General features: G+C 76.0%; 17 protein-coding genes. 3 read left to right on the forward strand and 14 right to left on the reverse strand.

The window, feature by feature from the left end:
- Positions 1–33: 33 nt before the first annotated feature.
- From ABWK59_RS25800 to ABWK59_RS25850, 11 genes are all read right to left on the reverse strand, one after another.
- The gene (locus ABWK59_RS25800) at positions 34–234 is read right to left on the reverse strand and encodes an aroma-sacti cluster domain-containing protein (protein ID WP_354642998.1); all 201 of its coding nucleotides are present in this window, start codon (positions 232–234) and stop codon (positions 34–36) included.
- Positions 231–968 carry an iron-containing redox enzyme family protein gene (locus ABWK59_RS25805; protein WP_354642999.1) on the reverse strand — a complete coding sequence of 246 codons (738 nt, stop codon included), beginning with the start codon at positions 966–968 and terminating at the stop codon, positions 231–233. The genes ABWK59_RS25800 and ABWK59_RS25805 overlap by 4 nt, the downstream gene beginning before the upstream one ends.
- Positions 965–2065, reverse strand: coding sequence for a radical SAM protein (locus ABWK59_RS25810; protein WP_354643000.1), 1101 nt, complete (start codon positions 2063–2065; stop codon positions 965–967). The genes ABWK59_RS25805 and ABWK59_RS25810 overlap by 4 nt, the downstream gene beginning before the upstream one ends.
- A 134-nt stretch (positions 2066–2199) precedes the next feature.
- Positions 2200–4023: a BTAD domain-containing putative transcriptional regulator gene (locus ABWK59_RS25815; RefSeq protein WP_354643001.1), complete on the reverse strand. Its 1824-nt coding sequence runs from the start codon at positions 4021–4023 to the stop codon at positions 2200–2202.
- Between the two features lie 224 nt (positions 4024–4247).
- Entirely contained in the window at positions 4248–4574 is a 327-nt protein-coding gene (locus ABWK59_RS25820) for a hypothetical protein (protein WP_354643002.1), read from the reverse strand.
- Between the two features lie 166 nt (positions 4575–4740).
- Positions 4741–5067, reverse strand: coding sequence for a hypothetical protein (locus tag ABWK59_RS25825; protein ID WP_354643003.1), 327 nt, complete (start codon positions 5065–5067; stop codon positions 4741–4743).
- Positions 5064–9170, reverse strand: a complete 4107-nt coding sequence (locus ABWK59_RS25830) for an RHS repeat-associated core domain-containing protein (RefSeq protein WP_354643004.1) — start codon at positions 9168–9170, stop codon at positions 5064–5066. The genes ABWK59_RS25825 and ABWK59_RS25830 overlap by 4 nt, the downstream gene beginning before the upstream one ends.
- Positions 9167–9862, reverse strand: a complete 696-nt coding sequence (locus ABWK59_RS25835; protein WP_354643005.1) for a WXG100 family type VII secretion target — start codon at positions 9860–9862, stop codon at positions 9167–9169. The genes ABWK59_RS25830 and ABWK59_RS25835 overlap by 4 nt, the downstream gene beginning before the upstream one ends.
- Before the next feature lie 110 nt (positions 9863–9972).
- Positions 9973–12876, reverse strand: a complete 2904-nt coding sequence (locus tag ABWK59_RS25840; protein ID WP_354643006.1) for an ATP-binding protein — start codon at positions 12874–12876, stop codon at positions 9973–9975.
- A gap of 62 nt (positions 12877–12938) precedes the next feature.
- Positions 12939–13145 carry a hypothetical protein gene (locus ABWK59_RS25845; protein ID WP_354643007.1) on the reverse strand — a complete coding sequence of 69 codons (207 nt, stop codon included), beginning with the start codon at positions 13143–13145 and terminating at the stop codon, positions 12939–12941.
- A gap of 20 nt (positions 13146–13165) precedes the next feature.
- Positions 13166–16117, reverse strand: coding sequence for a type 2 lanthipeptide synthetase LanM family protein (locus ABWK59_RS25850; RefSeq protein WP_354643008.1), 2952 nt, complete (start codon positions 16115–16117; stop codon positions 13166–13168).
- A gap of 218 nt (positions 16118–16335) precedes the next feature.
- On the opposite strand from ABWK59_RS25850, the gene lanL reads away from it, so the two are divergent.
- Entirely contained in the window at positions 16336–18525 is a 2190-nt protein-coding gene (lanL, locus tag ABWK59_RS25855) for a class IV lanthionine synthetase LanL (protein ID WP_354643009.1), read from the forward strand.
- A 221-nt stretch (positions 18526–18746) separates the two neighbouring features.
- Here lanL and ABWK59_RS25860 read toward each other — a convergent pair whose 3' ends face one another.
- Entirely contained in the window at positions 18747–19157 is a 411-nt protein-coding gene (locus ABWK59_RS25860; protein WP_354643010.1) for a DUF5997 family protein, read from the reverse strand.
- Positions 19158–19215: 58 nt separating this feature from the next.
- Here ABWK59_RS25860 and ABWK59_RS25865 point away from each other — a divergent pair, with 58 nt between their 5' ends.
- Positions 19216–19989, forward strand: a complete 774-nt coding sequence (locus ABWK59_RS25865; RefSeq protein WP_354643011.1) for a LysR family substrate-binding domain-containing protein — start codon at positions 19216–19218, stop codon at positions 19987–19989.
- Positions 19990–20101: 112 nt separating this feature from the next.
- Entirely contained in the window at positions 20102–20443 is a 342-nt protein-coding gene (locus tag ABWK59_RS25870; RefSeq protein WP_354643012.1) for a hypothetical protein, read from the forward strand.
- A 31-nt stretch (positions 20444–20474) separates the two neighbouring features.
- On the opposite strand, the gene ABWK59_RS25875 is transcribed toward ABWK59_RS25870, so the two are convergent.
- Positions 20475–22379, reverse strand: a complete 1905-nt coding sequence (locus ABWK59_RS25875) for an FHA domain-containing protein (RefSeq protein ID WP_354643013.1) — start codon at positions 22377–22379, stop codon at positions 20475–20477.
- 273 nt (positions 22380–22652) lie between these two features.
- Complete coding sequence (locus ABWK59_RS25880) at positions 22653–23231, reverse strand: hypothetical protein (RefSeq protein WP_354643014.1); 579 nt, start codon at positions 23229–23231, stop codon at positions 22653–22655.
- Positions 23232–23415 lie beyond the last annotated feature (184 nt).

A 23415-nucleotide genomic window follows, 5' to 3' on the forward strand; every position in this document is an offset into this window, starting at 1 on the left:
GCGGCGGGCGTACGGGTCCGGTACGGCGGCGGGTCAGAACAGCGCGCCGCCGGCGATCTCCCCGTGCGCCTGCACCTCGGGGCCGACCTCGTCCAGCCGGCCCTTGATGTCGACCAGCACGGCGAGTTCGTGCGGGGTGAGCGCCTGCAGCACCTCCTGCTGCTCCTCGGTGAACGCGTGCACCGCGAAGCCGGCCGCTTCCAGGCTGCGGAGGGTGTTCTCACGGTCCGTCATCTCGTGCCTCCTTCGGTGGGGTCCCCGGGTGCCGGGTCGGCGGCGAGTCCGAGGAACAGGCGGGTGATGCCGTGGGCGGTGTGCAGGGCGCTGAGGCCGATCGCGGCCTCGGCGGCGGCGGTCAGCGGCAGGGCGTCGAGCAGCGCGTCGAGCGCGGCGAGGTGGCCGCCGTCGAGTTCGGCGTGCTCGCGGACGGTCCGGAAGGCGGCCGGCGGCAGCCCGGTCCCGGCGGCCAGCCGGTCGGCCAGCCAGGGCGCGGGGGCGTTGCCCTCCAGGGCCGCGACGTACCCGAGCAGGGCGACCGGGTGGTGGTGCTCGATCCAGTAGTACTGGGCGCCGGCCAGCTCGGCGACGGCCGGCGGCGGGACGGCGGCGAGCAGCTCCGCCGGGTCGGCGCCGGCCGCGGCGAGGTCGGCGAGCAGCCAGTCGTCGTGGCCGCGCTCCTCCTCGGCGTGCTCCCGGAGGTAGCGGCCGAGCGGCCCGGCCACCGGGTCGGCGGGGCCGAGTTCGGCGCACCGTACGGCGGCCCGTTCCATCAGCGGGACGGAGGCCCGGATCAGCTGGTGCATCGCGGCCAGGTAGCGCAGGTACCGGGGGCCGAGCCCGGCGGGCCGCCACAGGGCGTCGGTCGCGGCGGTGACCGCGGGCCGGGCCAGGGCGAGCTTGGCGCGCAGCGCGACGGAAGCGGTGGAGGCGGTGGAGGCGGAGGCGGCGGCGGAGGCGGCGGCGCTCATCGAGGCCCTCCCCCCACGGCGGCGGGCCGGGTCCGCGGCAGGTCCACCAGCGGGGCGTACGCGGCGCAGCCGTGCCGGCCGACCAGCTCCACCGGCCCGGCCTGGTACTGGATGCGGGCGGCCTCCCGGTCGAGCAGCTCGCCGACCGGGCCGGCGCCGTCGCGGACCGCCCCGGCCGTGACGGCGGGATGTCCGGGGAGGTCGCGGCAGCCGGCACAGTAGCCGGCCGGGGCGGCCCCGGGACCGTAGCGGGCGTAGAGGTGGGCCGGGCCGACGGCGCGGATCAGGCGCAGCACCGGCGAGGCGAGCGTGCGGGACCGGACGGTCGCCCAGTCGTCCTCGGCGATGTGGCCGAGCCGCAGGTGGGCGGGGGCCGGGCGGCGGTCCACGGCCTGCTGGTTGCAGCAGGCGAGGACGGTGCCGTCGAAGGCGACCACCGGCCAGGCGGCCATCGCGCAGGGCAGCGCCCGGTCCGGGTCGGCGGCCGCGGCGGTCCGCCCGGCGGCGGCCCAGCCGGCGGCGCGGCCGACCGCACGGACCTCGTTGACCAGCATCGGCACCCGGTCGTCGAACTCCCGCCGGATCGCGGCGGTGACCTCGGCCAGGTACGGGTCCCCGGCGCCGGTGCCGGTGAGGTGGAAGCTGGCCGGGACACCGGCGTCCAGGACGCGGTGGACGGCCCGGAACACCTCGGCCCGGGAGACCTCCCGCTCGTGGAAGGCGTCCAGGCTGGCGGAGAAGTGGTCGGCGGCGGTGACCGCCCGCAGGATCCGGGCCGGGATCCGGCCCTCGCGGGCGAAGAACATGCCGCTCAGCAGGGCGGTCCGGGTGCCGGCGGCCCGGGCCGTGGCGGCGCACTCGGCGGCCAGCTCGGGCCGCAGCAGCGGTTCGCCGCCGGTGAGCATCACCAGCTCAGGACGGTCCTCGGCGGTGAACGTGCCGAGGAAGCGCAGCAGGTGGGAGCCGTCCGGCTCCTCGCCGGCCATCGTGGAGGAGGTGGAGCAGTGGGCGCAGCTGAGCGGGCAGCGGCGGGTGAGGGTGAGCAGCAGGCCCGCGCCGGGGACGGGGCGCAGTCCGACGAGTTCGGCCAGCTCCACGCGACTCCACCCCCCTCGGCCTCTCGCGGCCGCCGGTCGGCGGCCGTCCCCGCCAGCCTCCCCGGGCGGGGTTGGGATCGGGTTCGCGACCGGTATGCGAGCGGTATGTCCGCAGGCGGGGACCGGTCCGCGGGTCAGGCGGCGGCCTCCGCCGCCCGCTCCCGGGCGTACAGCTGGACCAGCCGCGGCATCGAGTACCGCACCGCGTGGGCGGTCACCTCCTGCTCGGGGGAGCTGACCGCGCCCGACTCGATCAGCCGCTCCAGCTCCCGCAGCGCCGGACCCCGGTCGCAGCCCAGCGCCGCGGCCGCCTCGTCCAGCGAGAACGGCTCCGCCAGCGGCAGCCGCCGCCCCAGCCGCAGCAGCACCGCGCGGCGCGGCTCGGCCAGGTCGTGCCAGCACGACGCGAGACGGGGCCGCACCGCCACGTCGCCGACCGCCAACTCGTCCAGCAGCATGCCGGGTTCGGCCAGCCGGTCGGCGTACTCCGCCAGCGGCAGGTGCCGCAGCACGGCCAGCCGCATCCCGCTCACCCGCACCGCCAGCGGCAGCATCCCCACCGCCTCGACGATCCGCTGCGCCGCCGCCGGGTCCGCCACCACCCGGGCCGCGCCGACGGTCCGGCCCAGCAGGTCCAGTGCCTCCTCCTCGGTGAACGGCGGCACCTCCATCCGCAGCACCGGGTCCAGGCCCGCCAGCGCCGTCCGCGAGGTGACCACCGCGGCGCTGCGGCCCGTCCCCGGCAGCAGGGCCCGGACCACGGTCTCGTCCGCCGCGTCGTCCAGCACCAGCAGCAGCCGCCGCTCGGCCAGCAGCGCCCGCAGCGCCGCCGCGGCCTGCCGGGGGTCGTTCGGCACCCGTCCCGCCAGCCCGCAGGTCACCACCAGCTCGTCCACCACCTCGCTCCAGCGGCGCGGGGTGCCGTCCTCCGCCCGCAGCGCCACCATCAGCCGGCCGTCCGGGAACTCCTCGCGCAGCCGGTACGCCGTCTGGACCGCCAGCGAAGTCTTGCCCACCCCGGCCGGACCGGTCAGCACCACCGCCCGCCCGCCGCCCCGGCGGAGCACCGCCGTCAGCCGGTCCAGCTGCTCGGTCCGGCCGGTGAAGTCCGCCGTGTCCGGCGGCAGCAGGGAACCCAGCCGGCCCCCCGACCCCGAGGACCCCGCCGGGGCCGCCGGGCCCTCCTCCAGCACCGACCGGTACAGCGCCGTCAGCTGCGGGCTGGGCGTCAGGCCCAGCTCCCGGGCCAGCAGCTGCCGCAGCTCCTCGTACGCGGCCAGCGCCTCGGTCCGCCGCCCCGAGCGGTGCAGCGCCGTCATCCGGACCGCCTGCAGCCGCTCGCGCAGCGGATGCCGCTCCGCCACCTCGCGCAGCCGGTCCGCCACCACGGGCGCCCGGCCCAGCGCCAACTCCGTCTCCGCCCAGTCCTCGTGGACCGCGACGCAGCGCGACTCCAGCCGCTCCGCCTCGGCCCGCAGCTGCGGCGAGCCGTGCAGGTCGGCCAGCGGCGCCCCGTGCCACAGGTCCAGCGCCCGGCCGAGCAGCCCCGCCGCCCGGTCCCGCTCCCCGGCCACGGCCGCCGCCCGCCCGGACCGGGCCAGCTCCCGGAACCGCAGCAGGTCCAGCTCTTCCGGGGCCATCCGCAGCAGGTAGCCGCCCGGCTGGTGCACCAGCCGGCCCGGGTCCTGCTCGCCGCCCAGCAGCCGGCGCAGCGCGGAGGCGTACACCTGGAGGTTTTTGCGGGCCGTCCGGGGCGGCTCGTCGTTCCACACCGCGTCGGTGAGGAGGTCCACCGGGACGGGGGTGTTGGCGTGGCACAGCAGCAGGGCGAGGACCAGCCGCTGCTTCAACGGGCCCAGCGGCAGCGGCCGCCCGTCGGCCTCGGCGCCCAGCGGGCCCAGCACGGTGAAGCGGAGCGCGGGGCGCTCCGGTGCGGATCCGTGTTCTTCCCCAGCCATCGCGTCTCGCCTCCGGTGCCTGTTCGGCCGGTGGAGCCCGAGCGCTCCACCGGCACCCCAGATGCTTCCGGCACCCACCCCGTCCGGGCATCGGGACGCACCCCGCAGGTTCCCGCCCACCCACCCCCGTGATCTTGGGTGTCCCCACCCATGTACGCACCCATGGACACGCCGACGCCGCGCACCCGGCGCCTGCCGCACCCGCGCCCGCGCCGGAACGCGGGTCAGGACTCCCGGGGCAGCGTCCAGGCCGGGGAGTCGGCGGGTGGCGGCGGGGTGATCCGCCAGGTGCTGCGGTCGGGGTACTCCTCCCAGTACGCCACCACCGTGCCGTCGTTGCTGCCGTCGGTGTAATAGAGACCGTGCGCCCAGTACTCGGCATCCTCGTGGCACATCAGGTCGGGGTACGGATCGAACTTCTGGTCTCCCCAGGCGTGGTTCACCCGGGCCACCGCCTCGGCCCGGGAGATACCGAAGCTCTGGAGCACGTCGGCGATCGCGGAGAAGAACCCCAGCATCCCCTCGTCCGCTTCCATGAGGAACTCGCTCACCGTCGGTGGTGCCTTCCTGCGTAGCCGTTGGACAGCAGGTCGATGCCCGGCTGCTCGTTGCGGTGGTGGGCAAGCAGCCCGCCGGGGACGGTGGCGGCACGGGCATGGTGGGCTCCGGGAGTGGTTGACGTGCCAACCAGTCCCGGAGCCCACGCCGGAACGCGGGTCACGACTCCCGGGGCAGTGTCCAGGCCGGGGAGTCGGCCGGCGGTGGCGGCTTGATCAGCCAGCTGCTGCGATCGGCGTCCTCGTCCCAGTAGGGCACCGGCCTGTTGTCGTTCCTGCCGTTGTCGTAGTAGAAGCGGTGCGCCCAGTACTCGGGGTCCTCGTGGCAGACCAGGTCCGGGTAGGGCTCGAACTCCACACCTTCCCAGGCGGCGTTGACCCGGGCCACGGCCTCGGCCCGGGAGATGCCGAACTTCTGGAGCTCGTCGGCGATGTCGGAGAAGTACTCCTGCATCCGCCGGTCCGCTTCGAGACGGAATTCGCTCACCGTCGTCGGTTCCTTCCCACGTATCCGTTGCTGAGCAGATCGACGCCCGGCTGCTGGTGGAAGGCTATCTGGTGGCCGCCGAGTTCCATCGGGTCACCGCGTCGCCACTCCTTCAGGTTGAGCAGCATCGGGCCCTCGACGTGGTCGTGGTTGTGCATCCGGCTGCCGTTGCGGTCGTTGCGGTGGCGTGTGATGAAGTCGACGATCTCGTCGTCGTCGTTGAACCGCCGCCCGTTCAATGCCTCCAGCTCCGAGCGGGAGACCTGGAAGTGCAGTACCGCCGGCCCGCCGGAGCCCGGTTCCCGCCCCTGGCGGCGGGCCCAGCGGTGGGCCTGGTCGCGGTCGTCGGTGACGTAGAAGCCGCCGTGGCCGAAGTCCATCGCGCGGGGGTCGAACCGGGGGTTGATGCCCAGGTTCTCGATGCTGGTGGCGCCGTTCCCGTTGGTGCCGTGGTACAGGTCGATCATGTCCGGGTCGAGACCCAGCGGGTCCGAGATCCGGCGCGGGTCGAGCACGTACCCGTACGGGTTGGGGCCGCCGCCCAGCCCGAGCGGGTCGGGGCTGAGATAGCGGGCGGTGGCGGGGTCGTAGTACCGGAAGACGTTGTAGTTCAGTCCGGTCTCGGTGTCGTGGTACTGCCCGGGGAAGCGCAGTGGGCAGTCGACCTCCTCGACCGCGCCGGGCAGCGGGCTGCCCCACAGCGTGGTGCGCTGCTGCCAGCGCACGGTGCCGTGCTCGTCGACCAGCTCGGTCGGGGTGCCGACCAGGTCGGTGACGATGGCGTGGAAGCGCCGGTCGATCTCGTGCTGCGGGGCGTCGGCGGCGGGCATCAGCCAGTCGGTCTGGGTGAGCGGGCGCTGGCCGCCGGGCGTCCACTCCCAGACGGTGACCTGCTGTCCGGGCCGGTCGGCGCGGGTCCGGACCTGCTCGACCAGCAACTCGTGCGCCCAGGTGAAGACCGTCTCGTCGAGCACGGTGGCCCGGTCGGCGGCCAGCAACTGCTTGCCGCGCCGTCGGCCGAACGGATCGTAGCGGTAGCGGGCCAGGGTTCCGTCCGGCAGTGCGACCGACGTGAGCTGGTCGTGCGAGTCCCAGGTGTAGTGCCAGGTGAGTTCGCCGCCGGAGAGCAGCCGTCGGACGCGGCGCACCAGCCGGCCCTGGGCGTCGTACTCGTACGAGGTCCCCCCGGCCCGCCTCAGCTGTCCGCCGTCCACCGCGAACTCGCCCTGGTCGTCGCCGGTGTGCGGCAGTTGGACGCCGACCAGGTCGCCGGCCCGGTCGTAGAGGTAGCCCTCCTGCCAGTTCGCGCCGGTCAGGGCGGTGATCCGGCCGCGGCCGTCGAGCCGGGTGGTGCGGGTGCCGAGCAGGTGGTCGGTGGTCCCGGCGAGCGCGCCGTCCGGGCCGAAGGCGTAGTCCTGACTGCTCAGCACCCGGCCGTCCGCGCGGACCTGCTGGCCGGTGAGGCGGTCCAGGCCGTCGTACCGGCGGTCGAACACCACCTGCCCGCACTCGCGGCGCACCTCGCGTCCGGCCCGGTCGTAGTGGAAGCGCAGCTCCCCGCCGGGCCCGGTCAACGTCTCGGGGCGGCCGATCGCGGTGTACGTCCACCGCGACTCGGCGCCGCCAGGGGTGCGCCGGCCGGTCCGGCGGCCGAGCAGGTCGTACGAGAAGGTGGTGACCCGGCCCTCGCACTCCTCGGCGATCATCCGGCCGACCGGGTCGTAGCTGCGGCGCACCCCGGTCCGCCCGTCGCCGGCGGTCAGCACGCGGCCCGCGCCGTCGTAGGTGAAGGTGATGGTCCGGCCGTCGGCGCGCAGTTCGACGGTGCGGCCCTGGGCGTCGCGGATGTACTCGACCCGCTGCCCGGCGGCGTTGGTGCGGGCGGTGAGAGCGCCGGTCAGGTCGCGTTCGTAGGTGACGGTGCGGCCGGCGAAGTCGGTCTCCTCGATCACCTCGCCGGTCGGGTCGTGCCGGTAGGTCCAGCGGGCGCCGGCCGGGTTGGTGACGGCGACCAGCCGCAGCTGGCCGTCGTACTCGAAGGTGTAGCGGTCTCCCGCGGGGCCGGTGCGGGCGTGGACCTTGCCGAACGGGCCGTACTCGGCGCGGGTGACGCCGCCTGCCGGGTCCCGGTACGTGATCACCCGGCCCTCGGCGTCGTGGGTCCATTCGTGCCTGGCGCCGTCCGGGCCCTGCCGCCAGGCCGGGCGGCCCTCCAGGGTCCAGCCGAAGGAGGTGGTGTTGCCGAGCGTGTCGGTGACCGTGCTGAGCCGCCCGAATGCGTCGCGCGTGGTGTGGCTCGCGGCCCCGTTGGATTCGGTCAGCGAGGTGGTCAGGCCGGCCGCGTCGTAGGTCACCCGGCTGACGTTGCCGAGCGCGTCGGTCACCTCGACGGGCCGGCCGCGCTCGTCGAAGGCGTACGCGGTGCGGGCGCCCATCGGGTCGACGGTGGCGACGGTGTTGCCCTGCTCGTCGTACTCGTAGTGCCACCGGGCGCCGTCCATCGCGGTCAGCTCGGTGACCTGGTGCCGGTCGTTGTAGCTCGCGCTGCTGGTGGTGCCGTCGGGCAGGGTGGAGACGGCCAGGTTGCCGTCCTCGTCGTAGGTGAAGCTGCTGGTGCGGCCGAGCGGGTCGGTGCGCGACAGCAGGCTGCCGTAGCGGTCCCACTGGAAGGTGGCGACGGCGCCCTGCGGGGAGGTCTCGCGCTCCAGCCGGCCCGCCTCGTCGAACTGGTAGACGGTCCGGTGGCCGACCGCGTCGGTCATCGTGGTGACGCGCTGCTCGGTGTCGTAGGCGAACACCGCGTCCAGGTAGCCGCCGTCGCCCCGGGTCTGGACGCAGCGCCCGGCCCGGTCGTAGACGTAGCGGTAGCGGTAGCCGACCCGGTCGGTCCAGCCGGTCAGCCGGCCCTCGCCGTCGTAGGTGAGGCTCATGGCGAGCCGGGAGGAGTCGGTGACGGTGGCGAGGTGGCCGTTGCCGTCATGGCCGAACCGGACCAGCTCGACCGGCTCGCCGCCCTCACCGCCCTCGGCCCCTTCGCGGGGCAGCAGGGCGAGCGCGGTGATCCGGTGGCCCTCGGTGCTGATCCCGATCCGGTAGCCGCCGCTGTGCCGCACCTCGACCGGGACACCGCCACGGCCGTACAGCACCTCCACGGTGTGCCCGTTGCGGTCGGTGACGGCGCGCAGCGGCAGCTGCAGGGTGCCGGCCGCCCGGGCGTGCGGACCCGCACCCTCGGCGGGCACGGCGAAGTGCCGGGTGAGGCCGGTGTGAGGGTCGGTGATCCGCATGCCGCCGCCCGGGGTACCGTCCCAGAACAGCGGCCAGCGCGGTCCCTCGACCGGCTGGACGGCGGCGCCCGGCTCGGGCACCGGATAGCTGAGCATCATGCCGTCCTCGGCGGCGAACAGCACGCCCTCGCCGTCGAGTTCGATTCGCTGGTCCAGCGTGGACGCCCAACTCGGGCCGTACCAGCCGCCGATCCGGTAGCTGGACAGGTGGGTACGGGCGAGGACCAGCGGCAGCGCGGCGTCGAGGCCCACGTCGGTCTGGGAGAAGATCACGTCGCCGGTGGCGATGTCCACCGGGTCGCTCTTGACCGGGCGGGCCGTCAGCGGCTTGCCCTGCACCTTGGGGTTGGTGCTGTTGGGCCGCATGGCCGGCGGCCTGGGCTTGGGCGGTGGACCCGGCTTGGGCGGGGTGGGCTTGGGCGCGCCGCCCGAGCCGCCGCCCAGGATGGAGGCGTAGCTGGGCTTGCCGCCGCCGGGGCCGCCGGGCGTGCTCTTGCCGCCGGTGATCTGGCTCAGCGTGCGGGTCAGCTCCTGCTCGTGTTCCCGGTGGTTGGCGCTGGTCTTCTTCAGGCCGGTGCCGACGTCGTCCAGGTGCTTGCCGAGCGCCTTCTGGCCCTTGGTGAGGCTCTCCATCAGCTGCTCGACACCGGCCTCGGCGGCCTGCGCCAGCCCGCCCTTGCCCTTGGTGCGGCCGAAGTGGTGGCGGGCCCGGCCGAGATGGGTGTCGCCGGAGCCGGTGAGTTTGCCGGATCCGAGCTTGAAGTGCTCGGCGAGCTTCTCGGTCTCCTCGTGACTGTGCTTGAACCCGTCGCTCATGCCGTCGCCCCCGTACCGCGGTTGATGCCGATCTGTCCCAGCGAGTCGTCCGCGCCGTCCTTCAGGCCCTGCTCGCCGGCCTTGCCGATCCGGCCGAGGTCGACGCCGTCGCCCATGCCCAGGGCCTGCTCGCCGAGCTGCAGGACCAGTTCGCCGGCCATGCTGCCGAGCGCGCTGATGATCGGCCCGGTGGCCATCGAGATCAGCTGGTCGACGATCTGCTCCTCGGCCTCCTTGAGCAGCCTTCTGACGATCACCCGGGTGGCCTGGGTGGCGCCGATCGCGCCCGCCTCGGACAGGCCGAAGGTGAACGGCGCGGCCGCCTGTGCGGCGATCACCTCGGCGGCCAGGATGCCCAGCTGGACGATGGCCGCCACCTTGGCCCCGGTGATCACCACCGCGACGCCGTCCAGCACCGTGCCCACCAGGCGGCAGCCCTCGGCGAGTTGGTGGATGTGGGTGCCGTTGACCTTCCCCCAGTGCGCCTGGAAGGCGTCCAGCGCGGCGCCCGCGTTCTCCCCGGCCATCTGCTCGACGGCCTGGTGCAGGTCGTTCCGGTGCTGGTCGATCTCTTCGGCGAACTGCCGTACCGCGTCGGCCATTTCGCGGTAGTCGTCCTCATCGACATTGGGCCAGTCGACCCCGATGAGGTCCAGGATCCATGCCAGCTCGTCGGGCAGCACGACGCCCATCGAAAACCCCCGCCCTCAGTACCCGATAGAACTCCCACCCGACCATAGCCGACCGGGGTGTGAGGCGGGCGTGGCGTCCTCGTGCGATGCGCCACCGCGGAACGCCCAGGTCAGTGCGCGTACTCCGCGGCGAGGCGGCCGAGGGCGACACGGTCGGGGAGGCCGGTCTTGCGGAGCAGACTGGCGATGTGTTTCTCCACGGTGCGGGGGGAGATCGAGAGACGGCGGCCGATGTCCTGGTTGCCGGGGCGTTCGACGAGCAGGGCGAACACCTCGTACTCGCGGAGGGTGACCCCGAGCGCCCGCAGGCCCGCCGGGATCCGGTCCCGGCCGCTGCGCCGCTGCCCGACGCTCGCCCCCTCCTGCCGCAGCAGCGCCCGGCAGGCTCCCGCCACCGACGGTGCCCCGATGCCGTGGAAGTGGTCCTCCGCGGCGCGCAGCCACACCAGCGGTTCGCCCCAGCCGTCGGCCAGCGCGGCCTCGGCGACCAGCCGCAGTCCGAGGTGGGCGCCGGTGGGGAAGAGCGCGGCGGCGGCCCGGACGGCGTCGACCAGGTCGGCGGCCTCCTCGGCCCGGCCCTCCCGGCCGAGCAGGACGGCGTCGGTGAGCCGCAGGAACTGCCGGTTCCAGGCCAGGGCGGCGGCGGGCGCCTGGGCGGCGGCCTCGTAGGCGGGCCGGCCGGCCCGTCCGGCGAGGACGTCGAGCAGCGGGCGCAGCCCGTACCGGCCGGCCAGGTAGAAGACGCTGGGGTGCTGCTCCTCCCAGGCGCCGGCGGCGGCGAGTTCGGCCTCGGCGCGGCCGCGGTCCTCCTCCAGGAGGGCGCAGACCGCCCGGCAGAGGCCGAACATCACCGGGGTGAGGATGGACTCCTCGCCGCCGGCGCGGCGGAAGGCCAGCAGCTCGCGTTCCATCTCCCGGCGGGCGCCGCGGTGGGCGGCCAGGGTGGCGGAGGTGAGCAGCAGGTAGCGGTGGGTGGCGAGGTTGCGCATCCGGGCGGTGGCGTCCCGGCAGCGGTCGATGATCTCGCGGGCGGCGGCGGGACGGCCGCCGAGGACGGCGTGCAGGGCGAGGAACCCCTCGGTCTGCTGGGCGAGCAGGATGGCGCCGACGCCGCGGGCGGCGTCCCGGGCCTGTTCCAGCCCGCGGGCGTCGCCGGTCCGCAGGAAGGCGTTGGCGCCGAGGCGGACCAGGGCCTCCACCCGCCAGACGGGCAGCGCGTGCGCCTCGGCCACGGCGAGCATCCGCTCCAGGCAGCCGTCGGCGTCGTCGAAGCCGCGTTCCCGGGCGAGCAGGGCGAGCAACTGCCAGGCCTGGCAGGCGAGCACGGGCAGGTCGGAGCGTTCGGCGACCTCGGCGGCGTGCCGGGCGGACCGTTCGGCGTCGACCGGCGGGCCGCCCTGGCCGGGCAGCAGGGCCAGGTAGCCCTCCACCACGGTGAGGGCGGCGAGTTGGGCCGGTTCGGCGTCCGGGGGGAGCAGAGCCCGGGCGGCGGCGACCTGGGCGACGGTCTCCGGGCCGCGTTCGGCGATGACGCTGGCCCAGGCGAGCCGGGTGTGCAGGGCGACCCGGCGGTCGGCGCCGAGGGCGGCCTTGCCGGCGGCGGGCAGGGCGTCGCCCAGGGCCAGCGCCCGGTCCAGCTGCCCGGCCTCGACCAGGGCGAACAGCAGGGACTCGGCGATGCCGGTCCGGTCCGCCTCGGCGGCGAGTTCGTGGCCGCGCTCCAGCATCTGGACGGCGGAGCCGGAGGCACCCGCGGCGAGGGCCTGCCGGCCGGCCTCGGCGTACAGCCGGGCCGCGCCGGCCCGGTCGCCGGCGGCCTCCAGCAGCCGGGCGCCGAGCTGGCAGCGCTCGTCGGACAGGCCGGGATCGGCCCGGTGCAGGGCGGCGGCGGTCTGCCGGGCCAGGGCGGACCGTTCGGCGGGGGTGACGGTGGCCAGCAGCGCCTCGACGGTGAGGGCGTGCCGGAAGGCGTACCGGCCGGGTTCCTCCTGGTCGGGGACGACGAACCCGGCGTCCACGGCGGCCCGCAGCAGGGCGAACAGCCGCCGGTCCGCGTGCCCGGAGACCAGCTGCACGTCGGAGGCCGAGAACCGGTCGCCGAGGGTGGCCGCCAGCAGCAGGAACTCGCCGGCCTCCCGGCCCAGCTGGTCGACCCGGTGGACATGGTGGCGGACCACGGCGGCCGGGACGGTGGCCGCCGGGTCGCCGACCAGCGCCCACCCCCGGCCCTCCGGCCGGAGCGAGCCCGAGCCGACCATCTCGGCGAGCAACTCCTCCACCAGGTACGGGTTGCCGCCCCCGCCGCCGGCCAGCCGCTCCACCACCGGCTCCGGGACGTCCCCGGCGCCGACGCCCAGGCAGCCCGCGGCGATCGCCCGGACCTCCGCGGCGCCCAGCGGGCCGAGCCGCAGCGCCGTGGCCACCCGGCGCCGCTCGGCGGCGTGCACCAGGTCGAGCGCCTCACCGGGCTCCGGCCGCAGGGTCGCCACCAGCAGCACCGGCAGCCCGGCCAGGTTGTCGACCAGGTACTCGACCACGGCGACGGTCTCGGAGTCCGCGTCGTGCAGGTCCTCCAGGGCCAGCACGCAGCCGCCCTCCCGGCCGAGCACGGCGAGCAGCCGCAGCAGCGCCTCGGCCAGCTCCACCACGTTCTCCGGGTGGCCCTGAACGCCGGGCCGCCGCCACTCCGGCACGATCCTGGCCAACGCGGGTCGGTACGGCTCCAGTTCGGCGTCCTCGGGCGGGCCCGTGGTGCGGAACCGGGAACTCACCGCCTCCACCAGCGGGCGGAACGGGGTGCCGGCGCCGGTGGCGCTGCCCCGGCCGCGCAGCACCGGCAGGCCGAGATCGGCCGCCCGCTCCAGGGTGTCGCCGACCAGACGGGACTTGCCGATCCCGGCCTCGCCGAGTAGGAACAGCGCCTGCCCGCACCTCCGCCGAAGCTCCGTCATCGCGCGTTCGAGCAGCGCGATTTCGGAGTCACGCCCCACGGTGAACGGCGAAGTCGTACGCATGCCCGCAGGCTATTCGATCACTCTGACGGCCGGAAGGGCGCGTGAGGGGCGCCCTGCCGGGCTCAGGCGGCCTCCTCGGTCGCCATCAGGGTGATCGAGACCGTCGTCCACGGACAGTCGCTCTCCCACGGGCTCGCGGACAGCAGGCCGGCACGGCGGCCCAGGCCGCCGGCGGTCAGCAGCCGGATCTCGCCCGCCGGGTGCGCCGGGGCGTCCGCCGTCCGGTCCTCGGAACGCTTCCGCTGGTGGACCAGCTCCACGGTGTCCATCGTTCTTCCTCTCCCTCCGGTCACGGAGTCCCTGTCGACGTCCGTGCTCCACCCGGTGACCGCATCAGCAGCACCGAATCCGTTCGGCCGGGGAAGCCCAGCCGCAGCAGTCCGAGGCCGATCCCGGCCCGTCCGGTCAGCAGCCCGGGGACGGCCAGCCCGCCGGGCGTGCCGCAGCGGCCGGCGCCGCCGTCCGGGCCGGGCAGGGCCGCCGCCAGCGGCCCGCGCGGGCGCGGACCGTCCGCCCGGCCCGCGGGGGCGGCCGCCGAGCCCAGCAGCTCGCGGACGCCCGCCTCGCCGTGGCACGGGCTCAGATCGGCCAGCGGGGCGCCGGCGGCCGCCGCCCGGGCGGCCTCGCGGGCGAACCTGGCCAGCCCGGGGTCGGCCATCGCGGCCGGGCTGTCCGCCACCGCCAGCGCCACCCCCGTCCGGCCCTCGCACCAGGAGTCCCCGGCCGGCCCGGCGGCCACCGCCCGGCGCAGCGCGGCCAGCCCGGCCTCCCGGTACGGCGCGCCGCCCGGCGCCGGTGTCGCGGCGAAGGCGAGCAGCGCCCAGCCGACCCCGGCCGCGCCGCCCGCGAAGGAGCCCTGGGCCGGCAGCGGCCGCTCCAGCAGCAGCGCCGCGCAGGTCCGGGCGCCGCGCAGCGCCCCGGCCGAGCCGGTGGCCCGGTGCACCGCCAGCAGCGCCGCCAGGGCGCCGGCCGTCCCGTCCCGCAGCGCCGTGGACTCCTCCGCCCCGGCCGCGGCCACGGTCAGCTCCACCGCGGGCTCCAGCAGGGCGCGCAGACCGGCGTCGTCCAGCAGCACGGCCACCGAGGCCAGCGCGTACGCCACCCCGCCCAGGCCGCAGAACGCCCCGGAGCCCACCGCACCCACCCCGTCGGCGGGCCGCAGACCGGCCAGCCGCTCCAGCAGCTCCGGGACCGGCCGCAGGGCGAGGCGGGCGGTCTCCGCGTACCGGGCCTCGCCGGTGAGCGAGGCCAGCTGGGCCAGGAACAGGGCCGGGCCCGGGTAGCCGCAGGCCAGGTCGGCGCCGGCCGGGGCGAGCCGCCAGTACCGCTCGCCGAGCAGGTCCAGGCCCAGCCAGTTGACGCGGTCCGGGCCGCGGTGGGCCTCGCCGACCAGGCGGTCGCCGAGCGTCCGGGCGGCGGCCAGCAGCCGCTCGGGATCCACCGGCCCAAGGTCGCCGCCCGCCGGTGCCGGGCCGGAGACGGTGTGGGCCGGGGCGGCGGAGCGGCCGGCCAGCGCGGCGCGGACGATCCACTCCTGCCGCTCCAGGTCCCGGGGCCCGAGGGCGGCCAGCCGCTCGGCGACCCGGTCCAGGCCCGTCCGGCCGAGCGCCCCGGGGAAGCGCCGGCCGCGCCCGCTCCACAGGTCGGCCGAGCCGGGGCGGGCGGTGAACAGCGGGATGTCGCCGTCCCGCAGCTCCGCCGCCTCCTCGGCCAGCAGCCAGCCCAGCCCCGGGTCGCCGAACCCCGGCGCGCCGAGCAGCTCCAGCAGACCCTCCCGCTCCTCGGCGCCGCGCAGCGCGTCCGGGTGGGTGGACTCCTCCAGCAGCGTCCAGTACACCTGCGTGGCGCGGGCCACCACCCGCACCTCGTCCGCCCGGAACAGCCGGGCCAGCAGCCCGTCCTCGCCGAGCAGCTCCTCCCGGCCCGCCAGCAGCACCCGCCAGCCCGCCCGGAAGCCCGCCAGCAGCGCCTCCTGGTACGCCGCCGGATCCGGGAGGCGGCCGTGCAGCACCGGGCGGTTGGCCGCGCCGGCGGCGGCGTGGGCCCGACGGACCAGGTGCATCCGGTCGGTGCCGGCCTCCGCCCAGTCCACCACCTCCACCGGGGTGGCGCCGCCCGCGTCCCCGCCGAGGCCCGACACGTCCCTGGCACTGTCCTCACCGAGCAGCAGGGTCGGCAGCAGGCCCGTCCGGTGGACCGAGCCCGCCAGCGCCAGCGCCGCCGGATCCACCGGCCCGCTCGGCCGCCGGGACAGCGCCGGCGGATGGAACAGCGTCTCCACGTCCACCGGCACCGGCTGGTCGCCCGCCGCGATCAGGTTCTCCAGGTGCAGGTCGGTGGCGTCCAGCACGTACAGCAGGGCGAGCAGCGCCCCCTGCCGGCGGTAGAACCGGTCCACCGCCGCCTCGTCGGCGCAGGGCCCGGCGGCGACGAACTCCACCCAGCCGTACCCGGACCGGGCCAGCACCGCCGGGGTCCGCAGCCGTGGCGCCCCCGGCCGGGCGCCGAACCAGGCCACCAGCGCGCCGAGGTGGGCGTGCGCCTCCATCGGCCGCGGCTTGTACACCACCCGGGCCCCGCCGGCGAACCGCAGCACCGCCACGCTCCGCCCGCCGCGGTGCCCGTCGCCGGAGGTCCGCTCCACCGCCACCAGCCGGCCCGGATCGGCGCCGCCCAGCAGCCCCGCCACGATGCCCTCCCGGTCGGCCGCGAACCGCTCCAGCAACTCGCCGAGGGCCGCCGCCGCGTCCAGACAGGTCCGGGCCAACAGCCGGGCCAGCACCGGGTACTCGGCGAGCAGCGCGGCCGAGCCGGCCCGCCCGCCGACCAGCCGGAGGAAGGAGCGGAACCGGGCCGCCGGATCCCCGCCGGACAACCGCCCCGCCGCCCCGGCCGCATGGAGCTCCAGCACCAGCGTCCGCGCCGCCCGCCGGGCCAGCTCCGCGGTCAGCCGGTCCACGAACGCGGCCCGCAGCGCCGCGAGTTCGGCCCGCGCACCCGGCAGGTCCGTGGGCAGCAGCGCCCCGGCCCGCTCGGCGAACGGCCGCAGCACCGACCGGAACCCGCTCGTCCCCGGCAGCGGCCCCGCGGCCACCGGCTCCGGGACCTCCGGCAGACCCGCCAGCACCCCCTCGCAGAACGCCGCCCAGTCCGGCGGCGCGGCGCACGGCGGCTCCGCCGCGGCGACCCCCGGTCCCCACCAGGCGTCCGCCGCGGCCCGCTCGAAGGGGGTCGCTCGCATACCGATCACAGGGTCGAAGCGTGTCAGCCTGCACCCCATCACCACAAGACCCCTTCGGAATCCCTACGCGCCGAACACCCGTCAGAGCGGCCTCGCGGGACGGAAGTTACGTACCGATCCCCCACGCCGGGGCTCCATCGCGGCCCGGATGATCGACCCGCGGCCGGGCCCGAGGCCCTGCGGCGGCCGTCCCCCGACACCCCGGCGAAGGAGCGAGGATGCCCCGGACGCACCCGGCGGACCGGCCCGCCTTCACCCCGCCGCCCTGGGCCGTGACCCCCTTCCCCGACCTTGACCTCGGCGCCGACGCGGACCCGGGACCGCAGCCCGCCCGGGCCACCGCCGTCCTGCTCCACGACCGGTACGAGGTCCGCACCGCGCTGCGCCACTCCTACCGCGGCGGCGTCTACCGCGGCACCGACCGCAGGACCGGCCGGGAGGTGCTGGTCAAGGAGGCCCGTCCGCACGTCGGCGCCGCCCTGGACGGCACCGACGCCACCGACCTGCTCCGCCACGAGGCCGCCGCCCACGACCGGCTCGCCGAGGCCGGGCTCGCCCCGCGCACCCTCGACCTCTTCGAGCAGGGCGGCAACCTCTACCTGGTCCGCGACCACGTCCCCGGCACCGACCTGCGCCGGCGCACCGAGCCGGTCGGCGACCCGGCCCTGCCCGCCCTGATCGAGCGGCTCGCCGACCTCGTCCTGCGGGTACACGACCTCGGGCTGGTGCTGCGCGACCTCCACCCCGGCAACGTCATCGCCACCCCAGACGGGGACCTCCGGCTGATCGACCTGGAGGCCGCCGCCCGCCCCGGCGACCCGGTCCGGACCGTCCGCACCGAGGGCTACACCGCCCCCGAGACCGCCGGCGCCGGGCCGCTCGCCCCCGCCCCCGGCCCCGAGGCCGACCTCTACGGGCTCGGCGCCGTCCTGTTCCACCTGCTCACCGGCGCCGAACCGGCCCTCGCCCCCGACCGCCCCGCCCTGCGCGGCAGTGAGGAACGGCACGCCGCCCTGCTCGCCGGCGCCCTCGCCGACCGGCCTGCCCTGCGCCCGTACCAGGCCGTGGTGCTGGGGCTGATGGCCGAGGACCCGCGCCGCCGCTGGACCGCCGACCGCCTCCGCGCCCGGCTCGCCCGGCTCCGCGGCACCCCGGCCACGGCCGCCGCCCCGGTCGCCGAAGGCCGGGTACCGGGGGAGCCGGTGGACACCGTCGCCGAACGGCTCCTCGCCGACGGCCTGACCTGGCTGCTCGCCACCATGACCCCCGACCACCCCGACCGCCTCTGGGCACCCGGCGAGTCCGGCCGCCGCACCGACCCGCTGAACCTCCAGCACGGCGCCGCCGGCGTCCTCGGCGTGCTGACCGCCGCCGCCCGGCACCGCCCCGACCCCCGTCTGCGGGAGGCCGTCGCCACCGCCGCCCGGTGGATCGGCGACCGCGCCGAGGGCAGCGGACAACCGCTCCCCGGGCTGTACTTCGGCCGCTCCGGCACCGCCTGGGCCCTGCTGGACGCCGCCCGGCTGCTGGACGACGACGCCCTCGCCGACCGGGCCCTGCGGCTCGCCCGGGAGATCCCCCTGGACGGGCCGATCCCCGAGGTCTGCCACGGCACGGCCGGCGCCGGCCTGGCCCAGCTGCACGCCTGGCACAGCACCGGCGACCCCGGGTACCGGCAGCGCGTCCTGACCGCCGCGGACCGCCTGCTCGCCCGCGCCGCCCGGGGCCGCTCCGGCGTGCTCTGGCCCGTCCCGCCCACCGCCGACTCCGCCCTCGCCGGCGCCACCCACCTCGGCTTCGGCCACGGCGTCGCCGGCGTCGGCACCTTCCTGCTGCTCGCCGGCCTCGCCACCGGACGCGAGGACCTGCTGGCCGCCGCCCGCCACGCCGGCGACACCCTGCTGCGCTCCGCCGTCCGCCGCGACGGCGCCGCCGACTGGCCCGTCGACGACCGCCGCGCCGGAGCACCCCCGCACGCCCCGCAGTGGTGCAGCGGCGCCGCCGGGATCGGCACCTTCCTGATCCGGCTCTGGCAGGCCACCGGCGACCCGCGCCACCGCGAGGCCGCCGAACAGGCCGCCGTCTCCGTCCACCGGTGGCGCCACCGGCTCTCCCCGGCCGCCTGCCACGGCCTGGCCGGCAACGCCGAGTTCCTGCTCGACCTGGCGGACGCCACCGGCGACGGCGAGCACCGCCGCCGGGCCGCCGACCTCGTCGCCTGCGCCCACGCCCGGTACGTGGTCCACGACGGCCTGCACCTCGTCCCGGACGAGACCCAGACCCGGGTGCACGCCGCCTACAACACCGGACTGTCCGGCCTGCTCGGCCTGCTCACACGGCTGCGGTACGGCGGGACCCGGCTCTGGCTCCCCACCGGGGAGCACCCCGCCGACCAGGGTAGGAGGTGACCCCGATGACCACCGACGTCACCGCGCTGCAGGGCCTGGCGACGGACGAGCCGTCCGCCCGGCCGACCGACGAGTGGATCTGCCCGTTCATCAGCTGCTGGTTCTCCGACCGGGAGCAGTACCGAGCACCAGCCGGCGGATCCGAGCGGAACCGCGACGGGCCGGCCGGGGCATCCGCCCCGACCGGCCCGTCCGTGTTCCTCGTTCCCGGCGGGAGCCGCTCAGCCGTTCCGGCCGGCGCGGGCCGCGGCCTGCTGCGCCTGCTTCTCCTTGATCCGCACCGTCTCCTTGCGGACCTCCGCCTGGGTGGCGCGCTCGCGCCGCAGCCAGTCCGGGTTCTCCTCCTTCAGCGCCTCGATCTGCGCCGAGGTGAGCGCCTCGGTGACCCCGCCGCGGGCCAGGCCGGAGACCGACACACCGAGCTTCGCCGCCACCACCGGACGCGGGTGCGGGCCCTCCTTGCGCAGCTCCACCAGCCACTGCGGCGGCTCCGCCTGCAGGGCGTCGAGCTCCTCGCGGGAGACGACACCCTTCTGGAACTCGGCCGGGGTGGCGTCGAGGTAGACACCCAGCTTCTTCGCCGCGGTGGCAGGCTTCATGGTCTGGGTCGTCTTGGGCTTGCGCGATGTCATGGGGACAAGGGTAAGCGAGTGCGCGCCCACCCCGGTCACGGTGGGTAGCCTGGGCGGCGTGACAGACATGCAGGTGACCCCCTCGTTCCGGCTGGCGTACGTCCCGGGTGTGACCCCCGCCAAGTGGGTGCGGGTCTGGCAGGAACGGCTGCCGGACGTCCCGCTCACCCTGGTGGCCGTCCCCGCCGCGGACGGGGAGCGGACCCTGCGGGACGGCGACGCCGACGCCGGCCTGGTCCGGCTGCCGGTCGACCGGACCGGCCTCAGCGCCATCCCGCTCTACACCGAGACCACCGTGGTGGTGATCCCCAAGGACCACTTCCTCGCCGCCGGCGAGGAGGTCCGGCCCGCGGACCTCGCCGAGGAGATCGTGCTCCACCCGCTGGACGACACCATCACCTGGGAACCCCGGCCCGGACGCCCCGCCTTCGAACGCCCCGCCACCACCGCCGACGCGGTGGAACTGGTGGCGGCCGGCATCGGCGTCCTGATCGTCCCGCAGTCCCTCGCCCGCCTGCACCACCGCCGCGACCTCACCTTCCGGCCGCTCACCGACGCTCCCCAGTCCCAGATCGCCCTCTCCTGGCCGGAGGAGCAGACCACCGACCTGGTCGAGGAGTTCATCGGGATCGTCCGCGGCCGTACCGTCAACAGCTCCCGCGGTCGCGCCGCCACCCCGGCCACCCCGCCCGCCAAGAAGCCCGCCGCCAAGAAGCCCGCCGCCACCGCAAAGAAGCCCGCCGCCGGTGCGAAGAAGCCCGCCCCCAAGGGCGCCGGCCGCAAGCAGCCCGCCACCGGCCGCTCCCGTGCCAAGCCCCGCAAGCGCACCTGACCCACCGGCCCACGGACCGCACCGGGGCGACCGGGCGTCCCGTGTCGGTGCCGTTGGCTACCCGTGGGACGACCGCTGCCTGATCGACGTCTCCCCGGACGGGGACGCCTTCATGACCGTGGGACACGACCGGGGCGAGGCGGTGTTCCACGCGTTCCCGGACGGGACGGAGCTCTACCGGTACGGCACCGACCGCTTCACCCCCGAGGGCGCGGACGAGGACGGCGAAGGGGAGGCGGAGCCGCTCGTCGACTGGGACGGCGGCTACCTCGACGCCGCGAACGCGGTGATCCTGGTCACCGACCGGGAGGAGGAGATTACCGTCCCGTACGTGGTCGACCTCCCCACCGGCGCCGTCCGGGGCCGCCTCACCGGCGACCCGCGCCCCCACGGCGACGGCACCTGGACCACCGTCGGCCCAGACGCCCGCCTCACCCTCTGGACCCTCGGCTGAGGGGCGCCCCCACGGGGTCGCCCCGGCGCGATCAGATGGCCCGGCGGGGGAGCGCGACGCTCCGGGGCGGGGCCTCGCGGTAGAACAGGTCGATGTCGACCTCCTCGCCGCCGACGACCAGGGTGTCCCAGGGGCCGCTGGCGACCAGCGTCCGCAGGGTCTCGCCGCGCAGCGTCCGCAGGTGCTCCTCGAGCGTCCGGTCGTCGGGCAGCCCCGGGAGCCGGGCGGACAACCGGTTGCGGATCTGCCGCAGCCGGACCATCAGCGCCTCGACGTCCTCCTCCAACGCCGGCCCGGCCGACGTGGCCCCGTCGGGGTCGGCGGACCCGTGCTGCTCGATGCTGCGGGCGATCTTCTCCTTGACCGCCAGGCTCACCCCGTGCTCGTCCGCGCTGACCATGGCCTTCCAGGCGCGGCTCTTGTGCCGGTACTGGAGCATCGACATGGCCGCCTCGTGCCGGACGAAGTCCGCGTCCCGGAACGGCTTCCCGCGCCAGGCGAGGGTGAGCGAACGGGCCAGCGAAATGGCCGACGCCAGGCCGCTGTTGAGGCCGCGTCCGGGCCAGAAGTGGATGGCGTTGGCGGCGTCCCCGAGGAGGAAGCCGTAGGTGCCGGGGGTGGTGGCGGTGGCCTGGTACACCTGGGCGGTGAACCGGGGACGCTGGACCATGTCCAGGCGGAAGCCGGTGACCGCGGTCAGGTTCTCCTCGGGGACGCCGAACAGCTTCAGGCCCTCCATCACCCGCTTCCACAGCGCGGAACTCCGCACCAGCGCGGGCAGGAACAGCGTGCCGTGGGTGGCGCAGCGGAAGTCCCCGCCGTCCTCCTTGGCCATCAGGCAGGGCCGCGAGGCCACGCACTGCTCGAACACCTGCCGGACCGGGTCGACGCCGATCACCTCCCGGGCCTCCTCGTCGGTCAGCCGCATGTTGAGGAATCCCTCACCGCGCAGGGAGTTGAGCAGGAAGCGGTTCTGGGCGACGGTGAGCAGCACCGCCATCGGGTCGGGCAGCTCGGACTTCACCCGCAGGCCGAGGACCACGTCGTAGAGGTGCTCGCCGTCGAGCGAGTAGATGGAGGTGTCCGGGGTGCCGAACTTGTCGGTGAACGTCTCCCGGGTCCGGGAGCGGCCGCCCTCGCAGATGGCCAGCACCTGCCCCTGCACCACCTCCTCGCGCCGCTCGGCCGGGTCGAACACCTCCGGCACCAGGCGAATCCGGCCGGTCTTCTCGTTCGCCAGCTCCAGCAGGACGTCCTCGATGTAGGCGATCCGCAGGTTGCGCGGGTTGCGGTTGCGGATCGAGTCCGGCCCGGCGGGCCACATCTCGGTGTACGCGTCGCCGGTGAACAGCCGGGCCTGCACCTCCTCGGGCAGGTTGAGGTACTGGCGGCTCTGCACCGTCACCACCTGCTGGCGGCGGACGTTGCCCTGCGCCTCGGTCTTCCAGACCACCCGCGGGCCGTCCTGGGTCCACCGGCCGTCGTACACCGTCACCTGGACCCGGCGGCCCATCATGCTCTCCAGCAGCAGGGCCAGACTCAGGCCGACCGGGCCGCCGCCGGAGACGGTGACCCGCAGGACGGGCTCCGCCTCGGCCGCGGCGAGCGGGAACACCGTGTCGGTGATGGTCTCCTGGGACAGGACCTCGGTGATCTCGAAGGCGAACACCTCGCCGCCGATGCCGATCACGTCACCGGAGGCCAGCACCCGGGAGGTGATCGGACTGCCGTTGACCAGCGTCCCGTTGCGGCTGCCCCGGTCGTGGAGCACGTAGCGGTCGCCCTCGCGGATCAGCTCCGCGTGCAGCCGGGAGGCGCTCCAGCTGGAGATCACCACTGAGTTGTCGGCACTCCGGCCGAAGGTGACCGGCGCGGTGCCGACCGGGAACCGCCGCCCGGTCAGCGGCCCCTCTCGTCCGATGATCGCAGCTGGCATGATCACTCCGCTCCTGGAATCCGGCCGCTTCCGGCCGTCGCGCGAACGAACGTGGTTCGGAAGGAGATTGCGAGGTCGCTCGGGGAAGACGGGGGGAGTGGGGGAGTCGGTCGTGAGCGGGGAGGTGACTCCAGGTTGTCGCCGCCGGGCGGCGCGGCGCAAGGCCGCCACCCGGGACGTTGCAGACCGGTTGCACGGTAGTGGCCGATTCGCGGACTACCGGACGGTACAGGGGATGTGTCGGCCTGTCAGGGGCGCAGAGGGCCACCCGTCTCAGCGCGGGCGCACCTCCTGGAGCAGGCCCCAGGTGAAGTCGGCGGTGCAGGGGAACGGCGCGCCGGAGGCGTCCGGCACGGTCACGTCGAGCTGCCAGCGGGTCGGGGCGCTGCCCTCGCGCGGGACGGCGGGCGGGAACGCCGCCGCGACGTCCGCGACCACGCAGCTCCACGGCGCCAGGTCGGCGACGGTCCGCAGGACGGGCGGCGGACTGCCGGCGGCGCGGACCAGCCACTCGTTCCACGCGGGCGCGCCGGGGGCGGGGCCGAGCAGGACCTCGAAGCGGAGGTCCGGCCAGAGCGGGAGGGACCAGAGCTGCGCGGTGCAGACGAGGTCGCCGATCCGCCGCGGGAGTTCCGCCTCGGGCGGGCCGAGGACGGCGGCGAAGCGGCGCGCACCCGCGGGGAACCGCGGCGACCGGACCGTCGCCTGCCACCGCCGGTTCGCCTCCCGCAGCTCCGCCCGCGACGCACCGAGCCGACGGACGGCCCGCTCCACCAGCTCGGGCTGGAAGTCGGCCATCCGCCGCAGCAGCACGAGCTGGAACTCCGTCACACCGAACCCCTGAACCGCCATCCCCCCACGCTAACCGGCCCGCCTCGGCCGACCACCTGACGGCGCGGGCACCCTGCCGGGCAATCGGCCACCCAGGGGCACGTGGGGGCACCTCCCAGCCGCCAGGGCTGGGGAGAACTGCGCGATTGCGGGAGGCGGCCCGGGGTGAGTTCGGGGCACGGTGGGCCAGTTGCAGTTTGTGCCG

This window comes from Kitasatospora sp. HUAS MG31 (assembly GCF_040571325.1).
In the GTDB taxonomy this organism is placed as follows: domain Bacteria; phylum Actinomycetota; class Actinomycetes; order Streptomycetales; family Streptomycetaceae; genus Kitasatospora; species Kitasatospora camelliae.

Excerpts from the sequence above, each read along its gene's own strand:
- ABWK59_RS25840 (WP_354643006.1), bottom strand. The coding sequence starts at position 12,876 with ATGCGTACGACTTCGCCGTTCACCGTGGGGCGTGACTCCGAAATCGCG.
- ABWK59_RS25870 (WP_354643012.1), top strand. The coding sequence starts at position 20,102 with ATGACCGTGGGACACGACCGGGGCGAGGCGGTGTTCCACGCGTTCCCG.
- ABWK59_RS25880 (WP_354643014.1), bottom strand. The coding sequence starts at position 23,231 with ATGGCGGTTCAGGGGTTCGGTGTGACGGAGTTCCAGCTCGTGCTGCTG.
- ABWK59_RS25845 (WP_354643007.1), bottom strand. The coding sequence starts at position 13,145 with ATGGACACCGTGGAGCTGGTCCACCAGCGGAAGCGTTCCGAGGACCGG.
- ABWK59_RS25815 (WP_354643001.1), bottom strand. The coding sequence starts at position 4,023 with ATGGCTGGGGAAGAACACGGATCCGCACCGGAGCGCCCCGCGCTCCGC.
- ABWK59_RS25835 (WP_354643005.1), bottom strand. The coding sequence starts at position 9,862 with ATGGGCGTCGTGCTGCCCGACGAGCTGGCATGGATCCTGGACCTCATC.
- ABWK59_RS25830 (WP_354643004.1), bottom strand. The coding sequence starts at position 9,170 with ATGAGCGACGGGTTCAAGCACAGTCACGAGGAGACCGAGAAGCTCGCC.
- ABWK59_RS25850 (WP_354643008.1), bottom strand. The coding sequence starts at position 16,117 with ATGCGAGCGACCCCCTTCGAGCGGGCCGCGGCGGACGCCTGGTGGGGA.
- lanL (WP_354643009.1), top strand. The coding sequence starts at position 16,336 with ATGCCCCGGACGCACCCGGCGGACCGGCCCGCCTTCACCCCGCCGCCC.
- ABWK59_RS25800 (WP_354642998.1), bottom strand. The coding sequence starts at position 234 with ATGACGGACCGTGAGAACACCCTCCGCAGCCTGGAAGCGGCCGGCTTC.
- ABWK59_RS25860 (WP_354643010.1), bottom strand. The coding sequence starts at position 19,157 with ATGACATCGCGCAAGCCCAAGACGACCCAGACCATGAAGCCTGCCACC.
- ABWK59_RS25805 (WP_354642999.1), bottom strand. The coding sequence starts at position 968 with ATGAGCGCCGCCGCCTCCGCCGCCGCCTCCGCCTCCACCGCCTCCACC.
- ABWK59_RS25875 (WP_354643013.1), bottom strand. The coding sequence starts at position 22,379 with ATGCCAGCTGCGATCATCGGACGAGAGGGGCCGCTGACCGGGCGGCGG.